Raw genomic sequence first — 16,577 nt, 5'->3', positions numbered from 1 at the left:
ATTTTCTTTACAATGCCGTAAAACGCACACTATTCAGCAATTTTCAGGCCATCGGGCACTTCGGTCCTGTTTCGCGGCGCGGGCAGTATTGCCTGCGCTGGCTGATTAAGTGTATAAGTGACTGTATACAAGATCAAATCGGGGAATCCTTTGAGCATTTCAAGCATGACAGGCTACGCGGTTGCCACCAGCGAAGGTGCTGCAGGCACACTGACAATTGAAATCAAGAGCGTCAACTCACGCTTTCTCGACCTGCAATTCCGGATCAACGACGATCTGCGGGCCCTGGAACCTGACTTGCGCGCCGCCGTCATGTCCGCCATCACGCGCGGCAAAGTCGAGGTACGCCTGAGCTTTGGCCGCAAGGCTGCGACCGCCGGCACGCAGGCGCTGAACGTGCCCCTGCTGACCGAACTGGCGCGCCTGCAAAACGAAGTGGGCCAGCATTTTGTCTCCGCCCCCGTCATGACGGTGGCAGAACTGCTGCGCTGGCCTGGCGTCATCGAAGAAGCGCAAGTGGGACAGGAGTCCCTGCAGGCGGACGTGGGCGCGCTGACCCGCCGCACCGTGGCCGCCTTCGTCGACAGCCGCAAGCGCGAAGGCGCGGCGCTCGAAGCGGTGCTGGTGTCGCGCATCGAAGCGATGGAAGCCATCGTCAAGCGCATCACGCCCTTGATTCCGCAAGTGGTGGCGGCCTTCCAGCAAAAAGCCATCGAGCGCATGCAGGATGCGCTGGGCCTGGCCAGCCAGGGCTCGAATTCGGCCCTGTCGCGCCAGGACGCCATGGAACGCATCCGCCAGGAAGTGATCCTGTACGGCATCCGCATCGATGTGTCCGAAGAACTGGCGCGCCTGTCGGCCCACCTGGGCGAAACGCGCCACATCCTCACCAAGGGCGGGCAAGTGGGCAAGCGCCTCGACTTCATGATGCAGGAACTCAACCGCGAAGCCAATACGCTGGGCGCCAAGGCCTCCGTCAAGGAACTGGCCGACGCCTCGATGGACTTGAAGCTGCTGATCGAGCAGATGCGCGAACAGGTGCAGAACCTGGAATAAACCATGACCGCACCACGCATCCTGACGCTCGCCAGCGTCACCCTGGCGCTGCTGGCGGCAGGCGCGCAAGCGCAACCTGCGCAGCAGCCGTCGCCGTATGCGGTTGAAGGCTGCGCCTCCGGGTGTTTCGCTCTCAAGGAACGCGGCGCCGCCATCTACACGGGCGCCGACGCCGCCTCCTACCGCATCTGCTCGCGCAGCAACCTGGGCGCGGAAGTCTCGGTCGACAGCGCCATCGTGCGCATCAGCAACCGCGACTGCACCGATGTGAATGGACGGGCCATCGTGCTCAATAGCGGCGAAATCGCCCTGGGCCGGCTGCCCCGCTGAGACAGGGCATGCAACTTACGCCAGGCGCGCTCCGGTGCGCGCCCTGTCGCTGGCGGCGATGACGACGCAGGCGACAAACAGCACGATGCTGTACTCCACGCCGCCGGCGCCATGCTCGCCCACGAACCAGCCCTTGGCCGCATGCACGATGACGATGCCGCCAAGGCAGATCACCATCAGGCCGGCCGCCGCCCAGCGCATGTATTTGCCGGCGATCAGCAAACTGCCGCAAACGATCTCGACGATGGTAATCGCCCACACGACAGCCAGGCCATAGATAAATCCCTTGTCTTCCAGAAAACCGGCAAAGCGGGGAATGGTGCCGTTGGCGATGCGGGTGATGGCGTGCGCCATGAACATCACGGCGATGGCCACGCGCAGCAACAGCATGGCCTGGGCAATACTGAGAAACGGGAAATTTTTCATGCGCACATCCTGTCGATAAAGAAAAAATATTCCAAATTAGATAACTATTTCTTCAGGATAACAAGCAAAAAATGCGCAGGCGCGGCGGCCAGGCGCATCGCAGGGCTGGCTCGTCGCCTTGCCTCTTGGTAAAATACCGAATTGGGCGGCGCCCATGCAAGCGCACGCGCCGCCATCACACGCAAATGGAAAGATCCGCATGAGCCACCCTACCGCCTTCTCCGGCAGCCTGTTCGTGGTCGCCGCGCCATCGGGCGCCGGCAAATCGACACTGGTCAATGCATTGCTGGCGCAAGAGCCCGGCATCAAATTGTCGATCTCGACCACCACGCGCGCCCCGCGTCCGGGCGAGCAGCATGGCCGCGAGTACTATTTCACGACGGCGGAAGACTTTGTCGCGCGCGCCGACCAGGGCGAATTCCTGGAATGGGCGGAAGTGCACGGCAACTACTACGGCACTTCGCGCATCATGGTGGAACAGCAAATGGCCGCCGGCACCGATATCCTGCTGGAAATCGACTGGCAGGGCGCGCGCCAGGTGCGCAAGCAATTTCCCCGCGCGGCCGGCATTTTCATCCTGCCGCCATCGATCGATGCGCTGGAAGAACGCCTGAACAAGCGCGGCCAGGACGAGCCGCACGTGATCACGCGCCGCCTGCTGGCGGCCGGCGGCGAAATCGCACACGCTCCCGAGTTCGAGTATGTTATTATCAATGAAGAGTTTACGGTCGCTTTGTCCGAACTGAGCGCGATCGTGAGAGCGGCCCGTTGCCGGTTTGCGCAACAAGCGGCCCGCAACGCATCGCTATTCGCCCAGCTGGGCCTGCACGCAGAGTAAAAACGCTGCAACGGCACGCCAGTTCACACAGCACCACGCAAAAATTTTAGGAGTTACTATGGCCCGTATCACAATCGAAGATTGCCTGAAGCAGATCCCTAACCGTTTCCAGCTGACCCTGGCTGCGACCTATCGCGCACGTCAGTTGTTGCAAGGCCACACCCCAAAGGTGGAAGCCAAGGACAAGCCTACCGTCGTCGCACTGCGTGAAATCGCTGCCGGTAAAGTCGGCATCGAAATGCTGAAAAAGGTCCCGATGTAAGTGGGAACCCGCGTGCCGGAACAGTGCTGACCCCTGGTTCTACCGTATCCTTTATTCACACTGTGAAGCAACGCGACGTTTTATGAGTCTGACCCCAGCCGACACGACTTCCGCAGCACTGCCGCCCCTGGCCTCGCGCCAGGCGGCAAAATCGCAGGGCGCTTCCGCGCCCGGCGCCGGCACGTCCGGCAGCAACACCCCCGCAGCACCGCCAGCGCCCGCCCTCGGCGTGGCTTCCGTCAGCCACCTGGCCGACAAGCTGGCCGAATACCTGTCTCCCGCCGACCTGAAAAAAGTCAAGGAAGCCTACCGCTTCTCCGACGAAATGCACCTGGGCCAGATGCGCCGCTCGGGCGAGCCGTATATCTCGCATCCGATCGCCGTCGCCGAAATCTGCGCCGACTGGAAGCTCGACGCGCAAGCCATCATGGCCGCCCTGCTGCATGACGTCATGGAAGACCAGGACGTCAAGAAGGAAGAATTGATCGAGCGCTTCGGCGCTCCGGTGGCGCACCTGGTCGACGGCCTGTCTAAGCTCGAAAAGATCGAATTCCAGAGCCAGATCGAGGCGCAGGCGGAAAACTTCCGCAAGATGCTGCTGGCCATGGCGTCCGACGTGCGCGTGATCCTGATCAAGCTGGCCGACCGCCTGCACAATATGCGCACCCTGGACTTCATGACGGCGGCGAAAAAACGCCGCATCGCCAGCGAGACCATGGAAGTGTACGTGCCGATCGCGCACCGTCTCGGCCTGAACAACATCTACCACGAGCTGCAGGACCTGTCGTTCTCGCACCTGTATCCGATGCGCTACCGCACCCTGGCGAAAGCCGTCAAGGCGGCGCGCGGCAACCGGCGCGAGGTGGTCAACAAGATCATGGAAGCGGTGAAAAGCACCTTGTCCATGGCCGAGCTCGAAGCCGATGTCACGGGCCGCGAAAAGACCCTGTACGACATCTATAAAAAGATGCGCAGCAAGCATTTGTCGTTCTCGCAAGTGCTGGACGTATATGGTTTCCGCGTGGTGGTGGGCAGCTTTGCCGACTGTTACGTGACCTTGGGCACCCTGCACAGCCTGTACAAACCCATGCCGGGCAAGTTCAAGGATTACATCGCGATCCGCAAGCTGAACGGCTACCAGTCGCTGCACACGACCGTCATCGGCCCGTACGGCACGCCCGTGGAATTCCAGATTCGCACGCAGGAAATGCACCGCACGGCCGAATCGGGCGTGGCGGCGCACTGGCTGTACAAGAGCGGCGAATCGAACCCGTCCGACCTGCAGCAGCGCACCCATGCGTGGCTGCAATCGCTGCTCGACATCCAGCAGCAGACGGGCGACTCGGCCGAATTCCTTGAACACGTCAAGGTCGACCTGTTCCCCGATTCCGTCTACGTGTTTACGCCGAAGTCGAAGATCATCGCCCTGCCGCGCGGCGCCACGGCCATCGACTTCGCCTATTCGATCCACACGGGCATCGGCGACCAGACCGTGGCCGTGAAAATCAACAACGAAACCTCGCCCTTGCGCACCGAGCTGCACAATGGCGACATCGTCGAGATCATCACCGATTCCTCGTCGCGCCCCAGCCCGACGTGGCTGTCGTTCGTGCGCACCGGCAAGGCCCGTTCGGCCATCCGCCACCATCTGCGCACGATCAACCTGCCCGAATCGATCGCCCTGGGCCAGCAACTGCTGTCGCAGGCGCTGCACACCCTGAACATCGACGCCGACCTGCAAGCGCCACTGGTCGAACGCCTGCTCAACGAATCGAGCGCCAATTCCATGGACGAGCTGTACGCGGACATCGGCATCGGCAAGCGCATGGCCACCCTGGTGGCGCGCCACATCTTCGGCTTGATCGGCGGCGAAGCGGCCAGCATGCCCGTGGAACACAATAGCGGCAGCGAACTGGACCCCGTCACCATCTGCGGCAGCGAAGGCGTCTCGGTGCAACTGGCGCCCTGCTGCCTGCCGATTCCGGGCGACCAGATCATCGGCCAGCTGCGCCGCGACCAGGGCTTGCTCGTGCACACGAGCGACTGCTCGCAAGCGAAACGCCAGCGCGCCAAGGAACCGGACCGCTGGATCGCCGTGCGCTGGGGAACCGAACTGAACCGCCGCTTCGACTGCCGCATCAAGGTCTTGATCAACAGCGAACGGGGCATCCTCGCCCGCGTGGCCGCCGAAATCGGCGAATCGGACGCCAACATCATCTATGTCGGCATGGACGAAGACAAGGACAACGTGCTCGACCAGCTGCGCTTCACCGTGCAGGTCAAGGACAGGGTCCACCTGGCCGCCCTGCTGCGCAATGTGCGCAGAGTGGCCGGCGTCAACCGCATCCTGCGCGAGCGTAACTGATTCACGCGGCAAAAAGCTGGGGTCAGACCCGCCGGGGGAATACGTCCCAATGGGACGTATTCCGATCGCGAAGCGACTGACCCCGGATCTCCGCTGCGGGCTACCGGTTCAGTTCCGCAACGCGTCGTAAAAACGCCTGATCCCCCACCGCAAATTCAGCATTGACTGCTTCTCGCAGTTGTCCGATGCAGCGATCGCCTAATTCATCCTGAAATAACGATTGGTATGTCTTTTGCCGCTCAAGCACATCACATCCAAGTTGCATATATAAAGAATGCGGAGACAGCAGATCATCATGCACGCCCTGCGCATTGCTTCGATAACTGGACCAGCAATATTGACCAGGCAATGCCACGATACCGGCCCTGACAGGGTTAAGTTCGATATAGCGCTGGCAAATCAATAAATAACGCTCGCCCTGTACCAGGCAAGATTTGTAGCGGCCCTCCCACAAACTGCCGGTGCGGCCATAACGCCAGTTGAAATACTGCACATAACGCTGGTTCAGCATTTTCATCAGCAACGACAGGGACGTTGTGCTTTGCGTGGAAAGCAATAGATGCACATGATTATTCATCAGCACATACGCATGCAGATGGCATGGTGCAAGCGCCAAACAACTGTGCAGATAATCCAGATAACGCTGCTTGTCTTGCCCATCAAGAAAGCAGGCTTGGCGATTCACGCCACGTTGCACCACATGTAAGGGAACGCCGGGCAAGACGAGCCGAAGGCGACGGGGCATGGCAACTCCTGATACCAACTGAATGGTCAGTGTGCCAGCGCGCGCCTCTGGCGTCCTGCGTCACCGCAAGCTTACCCCTCCCCCGGCGCCGGATACGTCACTTCCAGCAACTCCAGTTCCTGCTCGCCCAGCGGCGTGTTGAGGGTGATCACATCGCCTTCGCGCGCCTTGGTGATGGTGCGGGCCATGGGCGAGACCCAGCTGATCTTGCCGTTCAGGGGGTCGAATTCGTCGATGCCGACGATGGTGATGGTGTGCGTTTCGCCGTCGCTGGTGCGGTAGGTTACCGTGGCGCCGAAAAACACCTGGTCGTTACCATGGTGCACGCTGGGATCGACGATGGCGGCCAGGTCCATGCGTTTGGTGAGGAAGCGGATGCGGCGGTCGATTTCGCGCAGCCGGCGCTTGCCATAGATATAGTCGCCATTTTCCGAACGGTCGCCATTCGACGCCGCCCAATGGACGATGCGCACCACTTCCGGACGGTCGACGTCGATCAGCTGCAGCAGCTCTTCCTTGATGCGCTGGTAGCCGGCCGGCGTGATGTAGTTCTTGGCGCCGGCGGGAATGGCCAGCGCCAGCGCGACCGCTTCTTCATCGTCGTCGTTGTCCGATTCTTTTACAAAGGCTTTATTCATCCGCCTATTGTAGCCCCGCCAGGAAGCCATGGGCACACGGGATGCGGGCGCAGGCGGGCTTTTTTGACGTATCATCGTGGCAATCGCGGCAAACGTGGGCCGCACACGGAGACGGATGAAAAAAATCTACAGAGTCAGGCGCTGGCTGTTCGCGCCGCTGGTCTACCTGGCCGCCATCTGCCTGCTGATCGAGGAATGGCTGTGGGCGACGGGCGCGCGCATCATGCAGGTGGTGTCGCAATTCCCTCCCCTGCATGCGCTCGAAGCGTGGATCAAGCGCCTGCCCCCTTACTGGGCGCTGGCCATCTTCGTGCTGCCGGCCGTGCTGCTGTTTCCCGTCAAGCTGCTGGCCCTGCTGGCGATCGCGCGCGGCCATGCGTTTTCCGGCATCGGCGTGATCGTCATCGCCAAGCTGGGCGGCGCGGCCGCCGTCGCGCGCCTGTATTCGCTGACGCGCCCTACCCTGCTCAGTTTGCCGTGGTTTGCGCGCTGGCATGGCCTCTTCATGGAAACCAAGGACCGCTGGATCGCCCGGCTGCGCGCCACGCGCCCGTGGCGCCGTGTCAGCCGCCTGTCGGCCGCCCTGGGCCGCGCCCGCCGCGCTTGGTGGCAGCGCTTGCGCAAGGGCACGCCAGGGCGTCATAATTCCCGCCCAGCCAGGGTGCTGCGCCGCTTTGCCGCCTTCTGGCGCGCCCGCCGCTGATGAAGAAAGGCAACTCCATGCACGACACTCCCCGGCTGGCCCCCGCCCTGCGCGCGGCGGCGCCGGAAATCTACCTGTACGACGCGGCCAGCTTGCAATTGCTGGACGCCAACGATGCCGCCTGCGACAACTTGCAGTATGCGCGCAAGGAATTGCTGGCGATGACGCCCTTCACGCTGGCGCCGCAGCTCGACGCGCAGCAGCTGGCCGCCGTGCTGGCCACCCTGGACGACAGCATCGGCGCGCAAGCCAGGCTGCACGTGCAGCAGCGGCGCCGCGATGGCAGCCTGTATTCGCTCAGCCTGCACCTGTCGCGCGCCCAGCGCCAGGGGCGCCCCCTGCTGCTGGCCGAGGGCGAAGACTTGCGCACGCCGCAGGCGACGGCCGCCGCCCTGGCGCAGGTGCAGTCGCGCTTCAACGCCATCGTCTCGAATACGCCGGGCCTCGTGTACCAGTTCTGCCTGCATGCGGATGGACGGGCGTCCTTTGCCTACCTGAGCGAAGGCTGCCAGGCCCTGCTGGGCCTGAGCCCGGCGCTGCTGCACGCGCGCCCGGAACTGTTTTACCAGTTGATCCTGGCCGACGACCGCGCCTCGTATCTGGAATCGATGCAAGCCTCGAAAAGCGCCTTGTGGAGCTGGAACTGGGAAGGCCGGATCTGGATCGATGCCTGGAAGGACGTCAAATGGATCAACCTGCGCTCGACGCCGCGCGCGCTGGCCGACGGCACGGTGCAGTGGGAAGGCATCATGACGAATATCACGGAAAGCCGGCTCGAACAGATCGAAGTGCGCCAGTCGCGCGCGCGCCTGGCCGAGCTGACGGCGCATATCGACAAGGTCAAGGAGCACGAACGCACGCGCCTGGCGCGCGAATTGCACGATGACCTGGGCGGCAATTTGACGGCGATCAAGATGGCCTTGGCCATGCTGGCGCGCCGCCTGCCGCCGGACGACCCGCTGCTGCAGGAAAAGGCCGACTATGTCGATGCCCTGGTCGACCGCAGCATCGACGCCGTGCACCGCATTTCGCTGGACTTGCGCCCCTCCATGCTGGACCTGGGCCTGGTCGCCGCGCTGGACTGGCAGGTCAAGGAATTCGCGCGCCAGGCCGGCATCGAGTGCCAGTTCATTTCCAACCGCCAGCACATCGAACTGGAACTGGATCAGGCGACCAGCCTGTTCCGCATCGCCCAGGAGGCGCTGACGAATATCGCCAAGCATGCGCAGGCGAGCAAGGTCAGCGTGCGCCTGGCCCGGCAGCGCCAGCATATCAGCCTGACCATCGCCGACAATGGCGTCGGCATGCGCCTGTCCGACCGCGCCAAGCCGCAGTCGTTCGGCATCCGCGGCATGGCCGAACGGGCCAGCGCGCTGGGCGGCAGCCTGAGCCTGATGGATGGGCCGGACGGCGGCACCATCCTGAGCATAAAAATCCGTCTGACCACCCCGCGAGAGGCGATAATAGCGGCTGCAGCCAGTGCGCCCGCGCACAGCGGGCCGCCGCCAGACGCGGCCTAGTGGGTGAATTAGATAGGAAACAATGCAGTCATGAAAGAAAAAGCCACCATCCGGGTATTCATCGCCGACGATCACGCGATCGTGCGCGAAGGCTTGAAGCAAATCCTCGCCGACACGAAAGACATCATCGTGGCCGGCGAAGCTGAAAATGGCCACGACGCCATCAAACTGTTCCGCGGCTCGAAATGCCAGGTGTTGTTGCTTGACATCTCCCTGCCCGACCGCAGCGGCATCGAGATACTCAAGCAGATCAAGAAGGAAAAGCCGGAACTGGCCGTGCTGATGCTGTCCATGCACCGCGAAGACCAGTATGCCATCCGTTCGCTCAAGGCGGGCGCGGCCGGCTACCTGACGAAACAGAGCGCGCCGCGCGAGCTGGTCACGGCCATCCGGCAAGTGGCGCAAGGGTTGAAATACATCAGCGCCTCGCTGGCGCAGGAACTGGCCAACACGGTGGGCGAAGACCACGAAACGGCCTTGCACGACACCTTGTCGGACCGCGAGTACCAGACGCTGGTCATGATTGCCTCGGGCAAGGCGGTGGGCGCCATCGCCGAAGAGCTCAAATTGTCCGTGAAAACCGTCAGCGAATACCGCGCCCGCTTGCTGGTCAAGATGAAGCTCAAGAATAGCGCGGAACTGACGCATTACGCCATCCGCAACCAGCTGGTGGATTGACGGCAAAGTGGCATGCCCGCTGGCATCGGGCGAATTGACAGGACTTCTCCTTGCTTCTCGCACAATAAGTTCTTTGCCAACTCGCATATCATGAGGATAATGAGAAATATCTAAAAAGGCTGTGCCTACATGTCCAGTAAATTGCCATCCTCACCAGCAGGCGCTCCCGCTGGCGCCACGAATACCGCCGCCGCTGCGGCGATGAACCCGGCCGATATCGCCCGCGAAGCGTTTCGCCGCCTGGCCACGCGCCGCATCGCCCCCACGCCGAGCGCCTACCGCGATATCTACAATGAAATCGCGGGCATCAGCGAAGCGGCCGAGACGCCGGCTACGCCGGGAGCCGTGCTGGCCGCCAGCGCACCCACGGAGAGCGGCGCGGAAAACGTCCTGACGCAATTCGCCGCCAAGATGAGCGAATCGGCGGGCGAACTGGGCGACTTTGGCAAGCGTTTCCAGCGCGCCCTGAAAGCGCGCGACTGGGACGGCTATGCACGTACCCTGGCGCAACTGGCCGAGAAACAGGTCAAGAAAAGCGGCGGCATCGAATTGCCGCCCCTGCCGGACGGCGAACAGACGCGCACCCTGCGCGAATTGCTCAGCCGCACCCTGGGCTTTGCCGTCGCCACCTTGCTGACGGGCACGCCCGCGCTGGTGGAAGAGGCAGAGTCCCTGGGCGCGGCCATCAAGCTGGCCCACACGGAAGAAGCGCTGAACGAAGCGGCCCTGCGCCTGAAACAGCTGTGCTATCAGATCGAACTGAAGAGCGGCGACACGGCCGAGCAGCAGGAATTGCTGCTGCGCCTGTTCAAGCTGCTGCTGGACAACGTCAGCCAGTTGCTCGACGACGACAGCTGGCTGCGCGGCCAGGTCGACGCCGTGCAAAACCTGATCGCCGGTCCGCTCGACCAGCGCGCGCTGGAAGACGCCACGCGCAGCCTGAAGGAAGTCATCTACAAGCAAAGCCAGCTCAAGCACAGCCTGTCCGACGTCAAGCTGACGGTCAAAAACATGATGATGACCTTCATCGACCGCCTGGGGCAAGTGGCGGCCAGCACGGGCGACTTCCACGAAAAGATCGGCGGCTATTCGGAAAAGATCAGCCAGGCGGAAAATATCAGCGAGTTGAACAGCGTTCTCGACGAAGTCTTGCGCGAAACGCGCATGGTGCAGAACGAGGCCTTGCGCGCGCGCGACAAGATGGTGCTGGCGCGCCAGGAAGTGCAGGACGCGGAACAGCGCATCCACACGCTGGAAGCGAAGCTCCAGCATATGAGCGAGCTGGTGCGCGAAGACCAGCTGACGGGCAGCCTGAACCGCCGCGGCCTGGACGACGTGTTCGAGCGCGAGACGGCCCGCTCGGACCGCCGCGGCACGCCGCTGTGCATCGCCATGCTGGACCTGGACGACTTCAAGCGCCTGAACGACACCTATGGCCACCTGGCCGGCGATGCCGCGCTGAAGCACCTGGTGAAAATCGTCAAGGAAACCCTGCGCTCGATGGACGTCATCGCCCGCTTCGGCGGCGAGGAATTCCTCATCCTGCTGCCGGAAACCACGGTCGAAGCGGCCTCATCGACGATGACGCGGCTGCAACGCGAACTGACCCGGCATTTCTTCCTGCACGACAACGAAAAAGTCTTGATCACCTTTTCCGCCGGCGTGGCCCTGCGCCTGCCCAACGAAGACCAGGCCGAACTCGTCAAACGCGCCGACCGCGCCATGTACCAGGCCAAGCAGACGGGCAAGAATCGGGTGGTGGTGGCGGATTGACGCCCGCCCGCTTCGCCACATGCCGTCCCGCCACTCGGCCGGACGGCATTTTTCATGGCACAAACAACAACACCCCTCACCCCCTGCAGCATGCCGCCAGCGTCCGCGCGATATGAAAATAAAACTATTTTTACCCTCAAGTTTTCTCAAACGCCGTCGTTTAGCGCGCGGCCAGCAGCAAACTGAAGGGCTAAAAATTAAAATTTAAAGCACTTTCCGCTATAAATTTTCCCGCAGAGCAACCGTTACCCTAAACAACAGCGGCTTGATTGTCCCGGAACAGCGGGGCAGGCCAAAGTGAACGGCACTTAGCACAATGTAGTATCTGTTTGGAGAATTAACATGGCTGCAGTAATTAATACCAACATTGCCTCCCTGAACTCACAGCGCAACCTGTCGACGTCGCAATCGGCCTTGACCACCTCGCTGCAACGTCTGTCTTCCGGTATGCGCATCAACAGCGCTAAGGATGACGCTGCTGGTCTGGCGATTTCCGACCGCATGACGTCGCAAATCCGCGGCATGACGCAGGCAACCCGCAATGCAAACGACGGCGTCTCGCTGGCTCAAACGGCCGAGGGTGCACTGTCGAGCTCGGGCGACATCCTGCAACGTATCCGCGAACTGGCAGTTCAATCGTCGAACGCCACCAACTCGTCGAGCGACCGTCAGGCTCTGCAAACCGAGGTTGGTCAACTGGGTTCGGAATTGAACCGCATCGCTCAAACCACTTCGTTCAACGGCCAGGCGCTGCTGGACGGCACCATGGGCACGGCCAACTTCCAGGTCGGCGCGGACGCGAATCAGCTGATTTCGGCCAGCGGCGCAAACTTCCTGACCAATACCTACGGCAACAACCGTATTGAGAATGATGCTGTTGCAGTCAAAGCAACGTCAACCAACGTTGCCGATGCAAAAGCCATCACCATCAACGGCAAGCTCGGTTCCGCCACCTACACTACGGCTACCGCTGCCGTAGGTCCTCCAGCCGTCCTGTCGGACACGGCTAAATCGATCGCTGCTGGCATCAACCAGAAAACCAGCGCTACCGGTGTCACCGCTACGGCAAAAACGGAAACCAACCTGGCCCTGGCCGCCGAATCGTACTCGTTCCAGATCGCATCGGACAACGATCCAGCCCAGACTCCTGTCACCGTGTCCTTCGCAGTTGGCGGCAGCGCAAGCAGCGCCACCGACTTCGCAGCAGGCATCAACGCCATCAATGCCCAATCGGCAAAGACCGGCGTGACGGCTCAGTACGACACGAAAAACGGCGGTATTAAGCTGAGCAATGCCAATGGCGCTGACATCAAGCTCACCAACGGCGCTACTGCGAACACCAAGTTCGATGTCGCAAGCTACAAGCTCGACGGCACCAAGACCACAGCGGTCGATAACAAAGGCGCTGTAGCTGTCGCTGTTGCAAACGGCACCGTGACGTTCGACTCGGACAGCAGCTTCTCCGTCACCGATGCCGGTTCCGGTCTGGGTCTGGGTGCGACTGGTGCAGGCGCCGCCAACCAAGGTTCGTCACTGAAGTCCGTCGCGTCGATCGACATCACGACGTTCGATGGCGCTCAGCTGGCCTTGAAAATCGCCGATGCAGCCTTGTCGACGGTCAATGGCCAACGTGCTCAGTACGGTGCATTGCAATCGCGCTTCGCTTCGGCGATCTCGAACCTGCAATCGACCACGGAAAACCTGTCGGCATCGCGCAGCCGCATCGTCGATACGGACTTTGCGTCGGAAACGGCCAACATGACCCGCGGCCAGATCCTGCAACAAGCTGGTACGGCCATGCTGGCGCAAGCGAACTCGCTGCCAAACGGCGTCCTGAGTCTGCTGCGCGGCTAATCTCCGATTAGCCAGGCAACAGCGTAGAACTCTGATTCCCCTGCCGGATTTTTTCGGCAGGGGAATTTTCACTAGGAGAGCACCATGACTATCGATACGATAGCGGCCGCCTCCGCGGCCAGGATAGACAAGAGTTACACCGCGACGGATACGTCGGCGGCGCGCCCGGCAACGCCACGCACGACGACGGAAAACGACGCAGTTGCACCACAACAAGCCAGCAAAGAACCCAGCCGCGAGCAGTTGAACAAGGCGGTATCGGAGCTGAACCAGTCATCGCAAATAAAAACGCAAGGCATTGAATTTTCCATCGACGAGGACAGCCAACGCACGGTGGTCAAGGTCATCGACCAGGAAACCAAAGAAGTGCTGCGCCAGATTCCCACCCGGGAAGCGCTGGAGCTGGCCAAGACGTTCGATTCGGCCAAGGGTTCCCTGATTAGCCAAAGCGCATAAGATGATGGCATTGTCCACGGAAGCGCAGCATCGTGGCAGCACGCATCAGCAGTTTACCGGGGCCAGGTAGCCTGACTACCGGGCCTCGTATTTTATTACAAATACAGCAATATTCCCTTTTTTCCTCCCGCCTTTTCGTTTCGCCTGAAAACAGCGCGGTAATTCCCCCTCTCAAGTCCTGATTGATTCTGCCGATAACAGCTTATATTAGCGTTTTCCTAGGAGCATTCCGTGGCCATCACCCCTACAATTTCATCCGTTGGCATCGCCGCCGGCGCCAGCGGCCTGGACGTGAACGCCATCATCGACAAGCTGATGGCGGCCGAAGCCGTGCCACTGAATACCTTTGACAAGAAAACAGCGTCCTACCAGGCCAAGCTCAGCGCGCTGGGAACGCTCAGCGGTTCCGTCAGCAGTTTTCAGAGTTCGCTGTCGGCACTGACCAACTCGAATAACTTCCGCGCCGTCAGTGCCACGCCATCGGACCCGCTGGTGTTGTCGGCCAGCGCTGGCGCCAAGGCAGTGGCCGGCAGCTACAACATTAATGTTTCCCAGCTGGCCCAGGCCCAGACACTCACGTCCGGCGGCATGGCCAGCAAACTGTCGACCATCGGCAGCGGCGCCAAGACCACGGTGTCCTTCCAGCTTGGCGCACTCGCCGGCGGCACATTTGGTGTAACAGGCACGGCACTGGGCGGCAGCACCCTGCTCACGGGCGTCAGCAACGGCTCGCTGATTATCAATGGCACGGCCATCCCGACCGATGCCAGCACCAAGAGCGCGCGTGCGCTGGCCGACGCCATCAACGCCAAGAGCAGCACCACGGGCGTGACGGCCACTGCCCAGCCGACGGCCAGCAGCGCCAGCATGTTCACCGGTTTCGGCAACATTGCCACCGGCGCGGACGGCACGTATTCACTGTCGGTTGGCGGCATCGAGATCGTTACGCAAGGCAACGGCGTTGCCGCAGGCAGCGGCATCACGGCCGCTTCGCTCGATACGACACTGGCGGGCCCGAATGCCGTCTCGAACGCGCTGGCCGCCGCGAATATCACCGTCACAGGCACGGCAGCTGGCGGCAATCTGCAATTTACGCGCGCCGATGGTTCCAATATCAATATCGAGGAAGTGGTCACGGGCAGCACCATGGGCGGCATCGGCCATGCCTCCAATGCCGCCAACAGCGGTTCGAACGTGACGATTGCCAGTTCGATCACCCTGGCTTCGGGCAATGCCAGCCCCATCACCATCGCCGGCAGCAATCCAGCGGCAGCCGGACTGACGGCAGGTTCGGGCGGCGCCTATATGAATACGGGCTTCACGCAGGATGGCACGCAAGCCACTGGTTCGGTGGTGATCGACTCCACCAACAACACCTTGCAGGGCATACGCGACGCCATCAACAACGCCAGTCTCGGCGTGACCGCCAGCATCGTTTCCGATGGCAGCGACAAGCCGTATCACTTGGTGCTCAGCTCGACAAAGACGGGCGCCAATTCAGCCATGAAGATCACACTCAGCGGCAGTGATGGCCAGCCCGCCGACAGCGCCTTGAGCGGTTTGCTGGCCTACGATGTGGCTGGCGCACAAAACTTGAAACAGAACAGCGCGGCCCAGAACACCATGTTCAGCGTCAACGGCATCGCCATCACCAGCAGTTCGAACAGCGTCGATACGGCGATCGAAGGCGTCACCTTGGGCATTACCAAAATAGGCACGTCCAGCCTGTCGGTGGCCAAAGATACAACAACGGTCAAAACCAGCATCACCGCCTTCGTCAAGGCCTACAACGATCTGAACACCGCGATCGGCAAAATGACGGCGTATAACCCCGATACCAAGACTGGCGGGGTTCTGCTCGGCGACTCCACCGTGCAATCGATCCAGACCCAGTTGCGTCGGCAGCTGGGCGTGCCGATTACAGGCCTGGGCAGCAGCATGAACACCTTGAGCCAGGTGGGTATCTCCTTTCAGAAGGATGGCAACCTGACTCTGGATACAAGCAAACTCGACAAGGCGATCAGCGCGAACTTCAGCGACATCGCCGGCCTGTTCTCGGCCATCGGCAAGGCCAGCGACAGCAACGTCGCGTTTACCAGCTCGACCGCGGCCACCAAGCCCGGGACCTATGACCTGACCATCACCACCATGGCCAGCCAGGGTTCGCTCACATCGGATGCTGCGATACCGGCCAGCACCACGATTGCCAGCGATACCACCTGGAATGTCACCGTGAACGATACGGAACCCTCGGCCGCGAAGAACACGGCCAAGGTGACGATCCCGGCCGGCACCTACACCCCGACGCAGCTGGCATCACTGGTGCAATCGTCAATCAACGGCATCAAAGCTTTCTCGGACAATGGCACCACGGTTTCCGCCGCGATCGATGGCACCGGCAAACTGGTCCTTTCCTCAAGTCGCTATGGTTCCGTCTCCAACCTCGCCGTGAGCAGCGACACCGGGACTGGCATTGGAACCCTGTTTGGCACAGCCAAACCCGTCAAAGGCAGCGACGTGGCCGGTACGCTGGGCGGGCAACCGGTCGTCGGCTCGGGCCAGACTCTGACGGGCGCCCCGGGCTCGCCAGCCGAAGGCTTGAAAATTGAAGTCACCGGAGGCGTCATCGGCTCGCGCGGCACGGTCAGCTTTTCGCAAGGGTATGCCTACCAATTGAACAACCTGGCGACTTCCTTCCTGGGCACGGATGGCATGATCACCGGACGTACGAACGGCATCAATGAAACCCTGAAGTCAGTGGCGGCGCAGCGCGACAAATTCAGCGCAAAATTGACCGAAATCGAAGCACGCTACCGCGCCCAATACACGCGCCTCGACGTTACGCTAAGCAAATTGCAGTCCACGCAAACTTATTTGACCCAGCAGTTGGCTTCCATCGCCGCCAACCGTTAAGCGCTATCATCAGGAGAAAT

15 protein-coding genes are annotated in these 16,577 nt (G+C 61.5%); 12 read left to right on the top strand and 3 right to left on the bottom strand.

Going from position 1 to position 16,577, the window contains the following annotated elements:
* Positions 1-165: 165 nt before the first annotated feature.
* Together JAB8_RS08165 and JAB8_RS08160 are read left to right on the top strand one after the other, a co-directional pair.
* A complete protein-coding gene (locus JAB8_RS08165; RefSeq protein WP_070289142.1) occupies positions 166-1,056 on the top strand; it encodes a YicC/YloC family endoribonuclease in 891 nt (296 codons plus the stop codon).
* 3 nt (positions 1,057-1,059) lie between these two features.
* Entirely contained in the window at positions 1,060-1,386 is a 327-nt protein-coding gene (locus JAB8_RS08160; RefSeq protein WP_070222386.1) for a hypothetical protein, read from the top strand.
* Positions 1,387-1,401: 15 nt separating this feature from the next.
* Here JAB8_RS08160 and JAB8_RS08155 read toward each other — a convergent pair whose 3' ends face one another.
* Positions 1,402-1,812, bottom strand: a complete 411-nt coding sequence (locus JAB8_RS08155; protein ID WP_071650226.1) for a DoxX family protein — start codon at positions 1,810-1,812, stop codon at positions 1,402-1,404.
* 199 nt (positions 1,813-2,011) lie between these two features.
* On the opposite strand from JAB8_RS08155, the gene gmk reads away from it, so the two are divergent.
* The 3 genes from gmk to JAB8_RS08140 all read left to right on the top strand — a co-directional run bounded on the left by gmk (position 2,012) and on the right by JAB8_RS08140 (position 5,277).
* A complete protein-coding gene (gmk, locus tag JAB8_RS08150; protein ID WP_080753685.1) occupies positions 2,012-2,650 on the top strand; it encodes a guanylate kinase in 639 nt (212 codons plus the stop codon).
* Between the two features lie 58 nt (positions 2,651-2,708).
* Positions 2,709-2,912 (top strand): DNA-directed RNA polymerase subunit omega, encoded by a 204-nt coding sequence (gene rpoZ, locus JAB8_RS08145; RefSeq protein ID WP_010400723.1) that lies wholly within the window; start codon positions 2,709-2,711, stop codon positions 2,910-2,912.
* 82 nt (positions 2,913-2,994) lie between these two features.
* Positions 2,995-5,277: a bifunctional (p)ppGpp synthetase/guanosine-3',5'-bis(diphosphate) 3'-pyrophosphohydrolase gene (locus JAB8_RS08140; protein WP_070222384.1), complete on the top strand. Its 2,283-nt coding sequence runs from the start codon at positions 2,995-2,997 to the stop codon at positions 5,275-5,277.
* Between the two features lie 100 nt (positions 5,278-5,377).
* Here the strand turns inward: JAB8_RS08140 and JAB8_RS28055 are convergent, their stop codons facing one another.
* Together JAB8_RS28055 and greB are read right to left on the bottom strand one after the other, a co-directional pair.
* Complete coding sequence (locus tag JAB8_RS28055; protein ID WP_071653818.1) at positions 5,378-6,022, bottom strand: transposase; 645 nt, start codon at positions 6,020-6,022, stop codon at positions 5,378-5,380.
* A 71-nt stretch (positions 6,023-6,093) separates the two neighbouring features.
* A complete protein-coding gene (gene greB, locus JAB8_RS08135) occupies positions 6,094-6,660 on the bottom strand; it encodes a transcription elongation factor GreB (RefSeq protein WP_070222382.1) in 567 nt (188 codons plus the stop codon).
* Between the two features lie 115 nt (positions 6,661-6,775).
* Between greB and JAB8_RS08130 the strand changes: the two genes are divergently transcribed.
* The 7 genes from JAB8_RS08130 (at position 6,776) to fliD (ending at position 16,557) form a co-directional block, all read left to right on the top strand.
* Positions 6,776-7,363 carry a hypothetical protein gene (locus JAB8_RS08130; RefSeq protein WP_070222380.1) on the top strand — a complete coding sequence of 196 codons (588 nt, stop codon included), beginning with the start codon at positions 6,776-6,778 and terminating at the stop codon, positions 7,361-7,363.
* A gap of 17 nt (positions 7,364-7,380) precedes the next feature.
* A complete protein-coding gene (locus JAB8_RS08125; RefSeq protein ID WP_240453430.1) occupies positions 7,381-8,883 on the top strand; it encodes a PAS domain-containing sensor histidine kinase in 1,503 nt (500 codons plus the stop codon).
* Positions 8,884-8,913: 30 nt separating this feature from the next.
* Positions 8,914-9,561 carry a response regulator transcription factor gene (locus JAB8_RS08120; RefSeq protein ID WP_070289141.1) on the top strand — a complete coding sequence of 216 codons (648 nt, stop codon included), beginning with the start codon at positions 8,914-8,916 and terminating at the stop codon, positions 9,559-9,561.
* Between the two features lie 201 nt (positions 9,562-9,762).
* The gene (locus JAB8_RS08115; protein WP_070222378.1) at positions 9,763-11,334 is read left to right on the top strand and encodes a diguanylate cyclase; all 1,572 of its coding nucleotides are present in this window, start codon (positions 9,763-9,765) and stop codon (positions 11,332-11,334) included.
* A 342-nt stretch (positions 11,335-11,676) separates the two neighbouring features.
* Positions 11,677-13,188, top strand: a complete 1,512-nt coding sequence (locus JAB8_RS08110; protein WP_070222376.1) for a flagellin — start codon at positions 11,677-11,679, stop codon at positions 13,186-13,188.
* A gap of 84 nt (positions 13,189-13,272) precedes the next feature.
* A complete protein-coding gene (locus JAB8_RS08105) occupies positions 13,273-13,644 on the top strand; it encodes a flagellar protein FlaG (protein WP_070289140.1) in 372 nt (123 codons plus the stop codon).
* A 231-nt stretch (positions 13,645-13,875) separates the two neighbouring features.
* Positions 13,876-16,557 carry a flagellar filament capping protein FliD gene (fliD, locus tag JAB8_RS08100; RefSeq protein ID WP_254679472.1) on the top strand — a complete coding sequence of 894 codons (2,682 nt, stop codon included), beginning with the start codon at positions 13,876-13,878 and terminating at the stop codon, positions 16,555-16,557.
* Positions 16,558-16,577: the final 20 nt, after the last annotated feature.

It is taken from the genome of Janthinobacterium sp. HH106 (genome assembly GCF_001758725.1).
Taxonomy (GTDB): Bacteria; Pseudomonadota; Gammaproteobacteria; order Burkholderiales; family Burkholderiaceae_D; genus Janthinobacterium.
This window is presented reverse-complemented; position numbering and strand designations above follow the sequence as displayed.

What these genes read in the sequence shown, in the direction of transcription:
- JAB8_RS08165 (WP_070289142.1), top strand. Translation starts at nt 166, where the DNA reads ATGACAGGCTACGCGGTTGCCACCAGCGAAGGTGCTGCAGGCACACTG.
- JAB8_RS08160 (WP_070222386.1), top strand. Translation starts at nt 1,060, where the DNA reads ATGACCGCACCACGCATCCTGACGCTCGCCAGCGTCACCCTGGCGCTG.
- JAB8_RS08155 (WP_071650226.1), bottom strand. Translation starts at nt 1,812, where the DNA reads ATGAAAAATTTCCCGTTTCTCAGTATTGCCCAGGCCATGCTGTTGCTG.
- gmk (WP_080753685.1), top strand. Translation starts at nt 2,012, where the DNA reads ATGAGCCACCCTACCGCCTTCTCCGGCAGCCTGTTCGTGGTCGCCGCG.
- rpoZ (WP_010400723.1), top strand. Translation starts at nt 2,709, where the DNA reads ATGGCCCGTATCACAATCGAAGATTGCCTGAAGCAGATCCCTAACCGT.
- JAB8_RS08140 (WP_070222384.1), top strand. Translation starts at nt 2,995, where the DNA reads ATGAGTCTGACCCCAGCCGACACGACTTCCGCAGCACTGCCGCCCCTG.
- JAB8_RS28055 (WP_071653818.1), bottom strand. Translation starts at nt 6,022, where the DNA reads ATGCCCCGTCGCCTTCGGCTCGTCTTGCCCGGCGTTCCCTTACATGTG.
- greB (WP_070222382.1), bottom strand. Translation starts at nt 6,660, where the DNA reads ATGAATAAAGCCTTTGTAAAAGAATCGGACAACGACGACGATGAAGAA.
- JAB8_RS08130 (WP_070222380.1), top strand. Translation starts at nt 6,776, where the DNA reads ATGAAAAAAATCTACAGAGTCAGGCGCTGGCTGTTCGCGCCGCTGGTC.
- JAB8_RS08125 (WP_240453430.1), top strand. Translation starts at nt 7,381, where the DNA reads ATGCACGACACTCCCCGGCTGGCCCCCGCCCTGCGCGCGGCGGCGCCG.
- JAB8_RS08120 (WP_070289141.1), top strand. Translation starts at nt 8,914, where the DNA reads ATGAAAGAAAAAGCCACCATCCGGGTATTCATCGCCGACGATCACGCG.
- JAB8_RS08115 (WP_070222378.1), top strand. Translation starts at nt 9,763, where the DNA reads ATGAACCCGGCCGATATCGCCCGCGAAGCGTTTCGCCGCCTGGCCACG.
- JAB8_RS08110 (WP_070222376.1), top strand. Translation starts at nt 11,677, where the DNA reads ATGGCTGCAGTAATTAATACCAACATTGCCTCCCTGAACTCACAGCGC.
- JAB8_RS08105 (WP_070289140.1), top strand. Translation starts at nt 13,273, where the DNA reads ATGACTATCGATACGATAGCGGCCGCCTCCGCGGCCAGGATAGACAAG.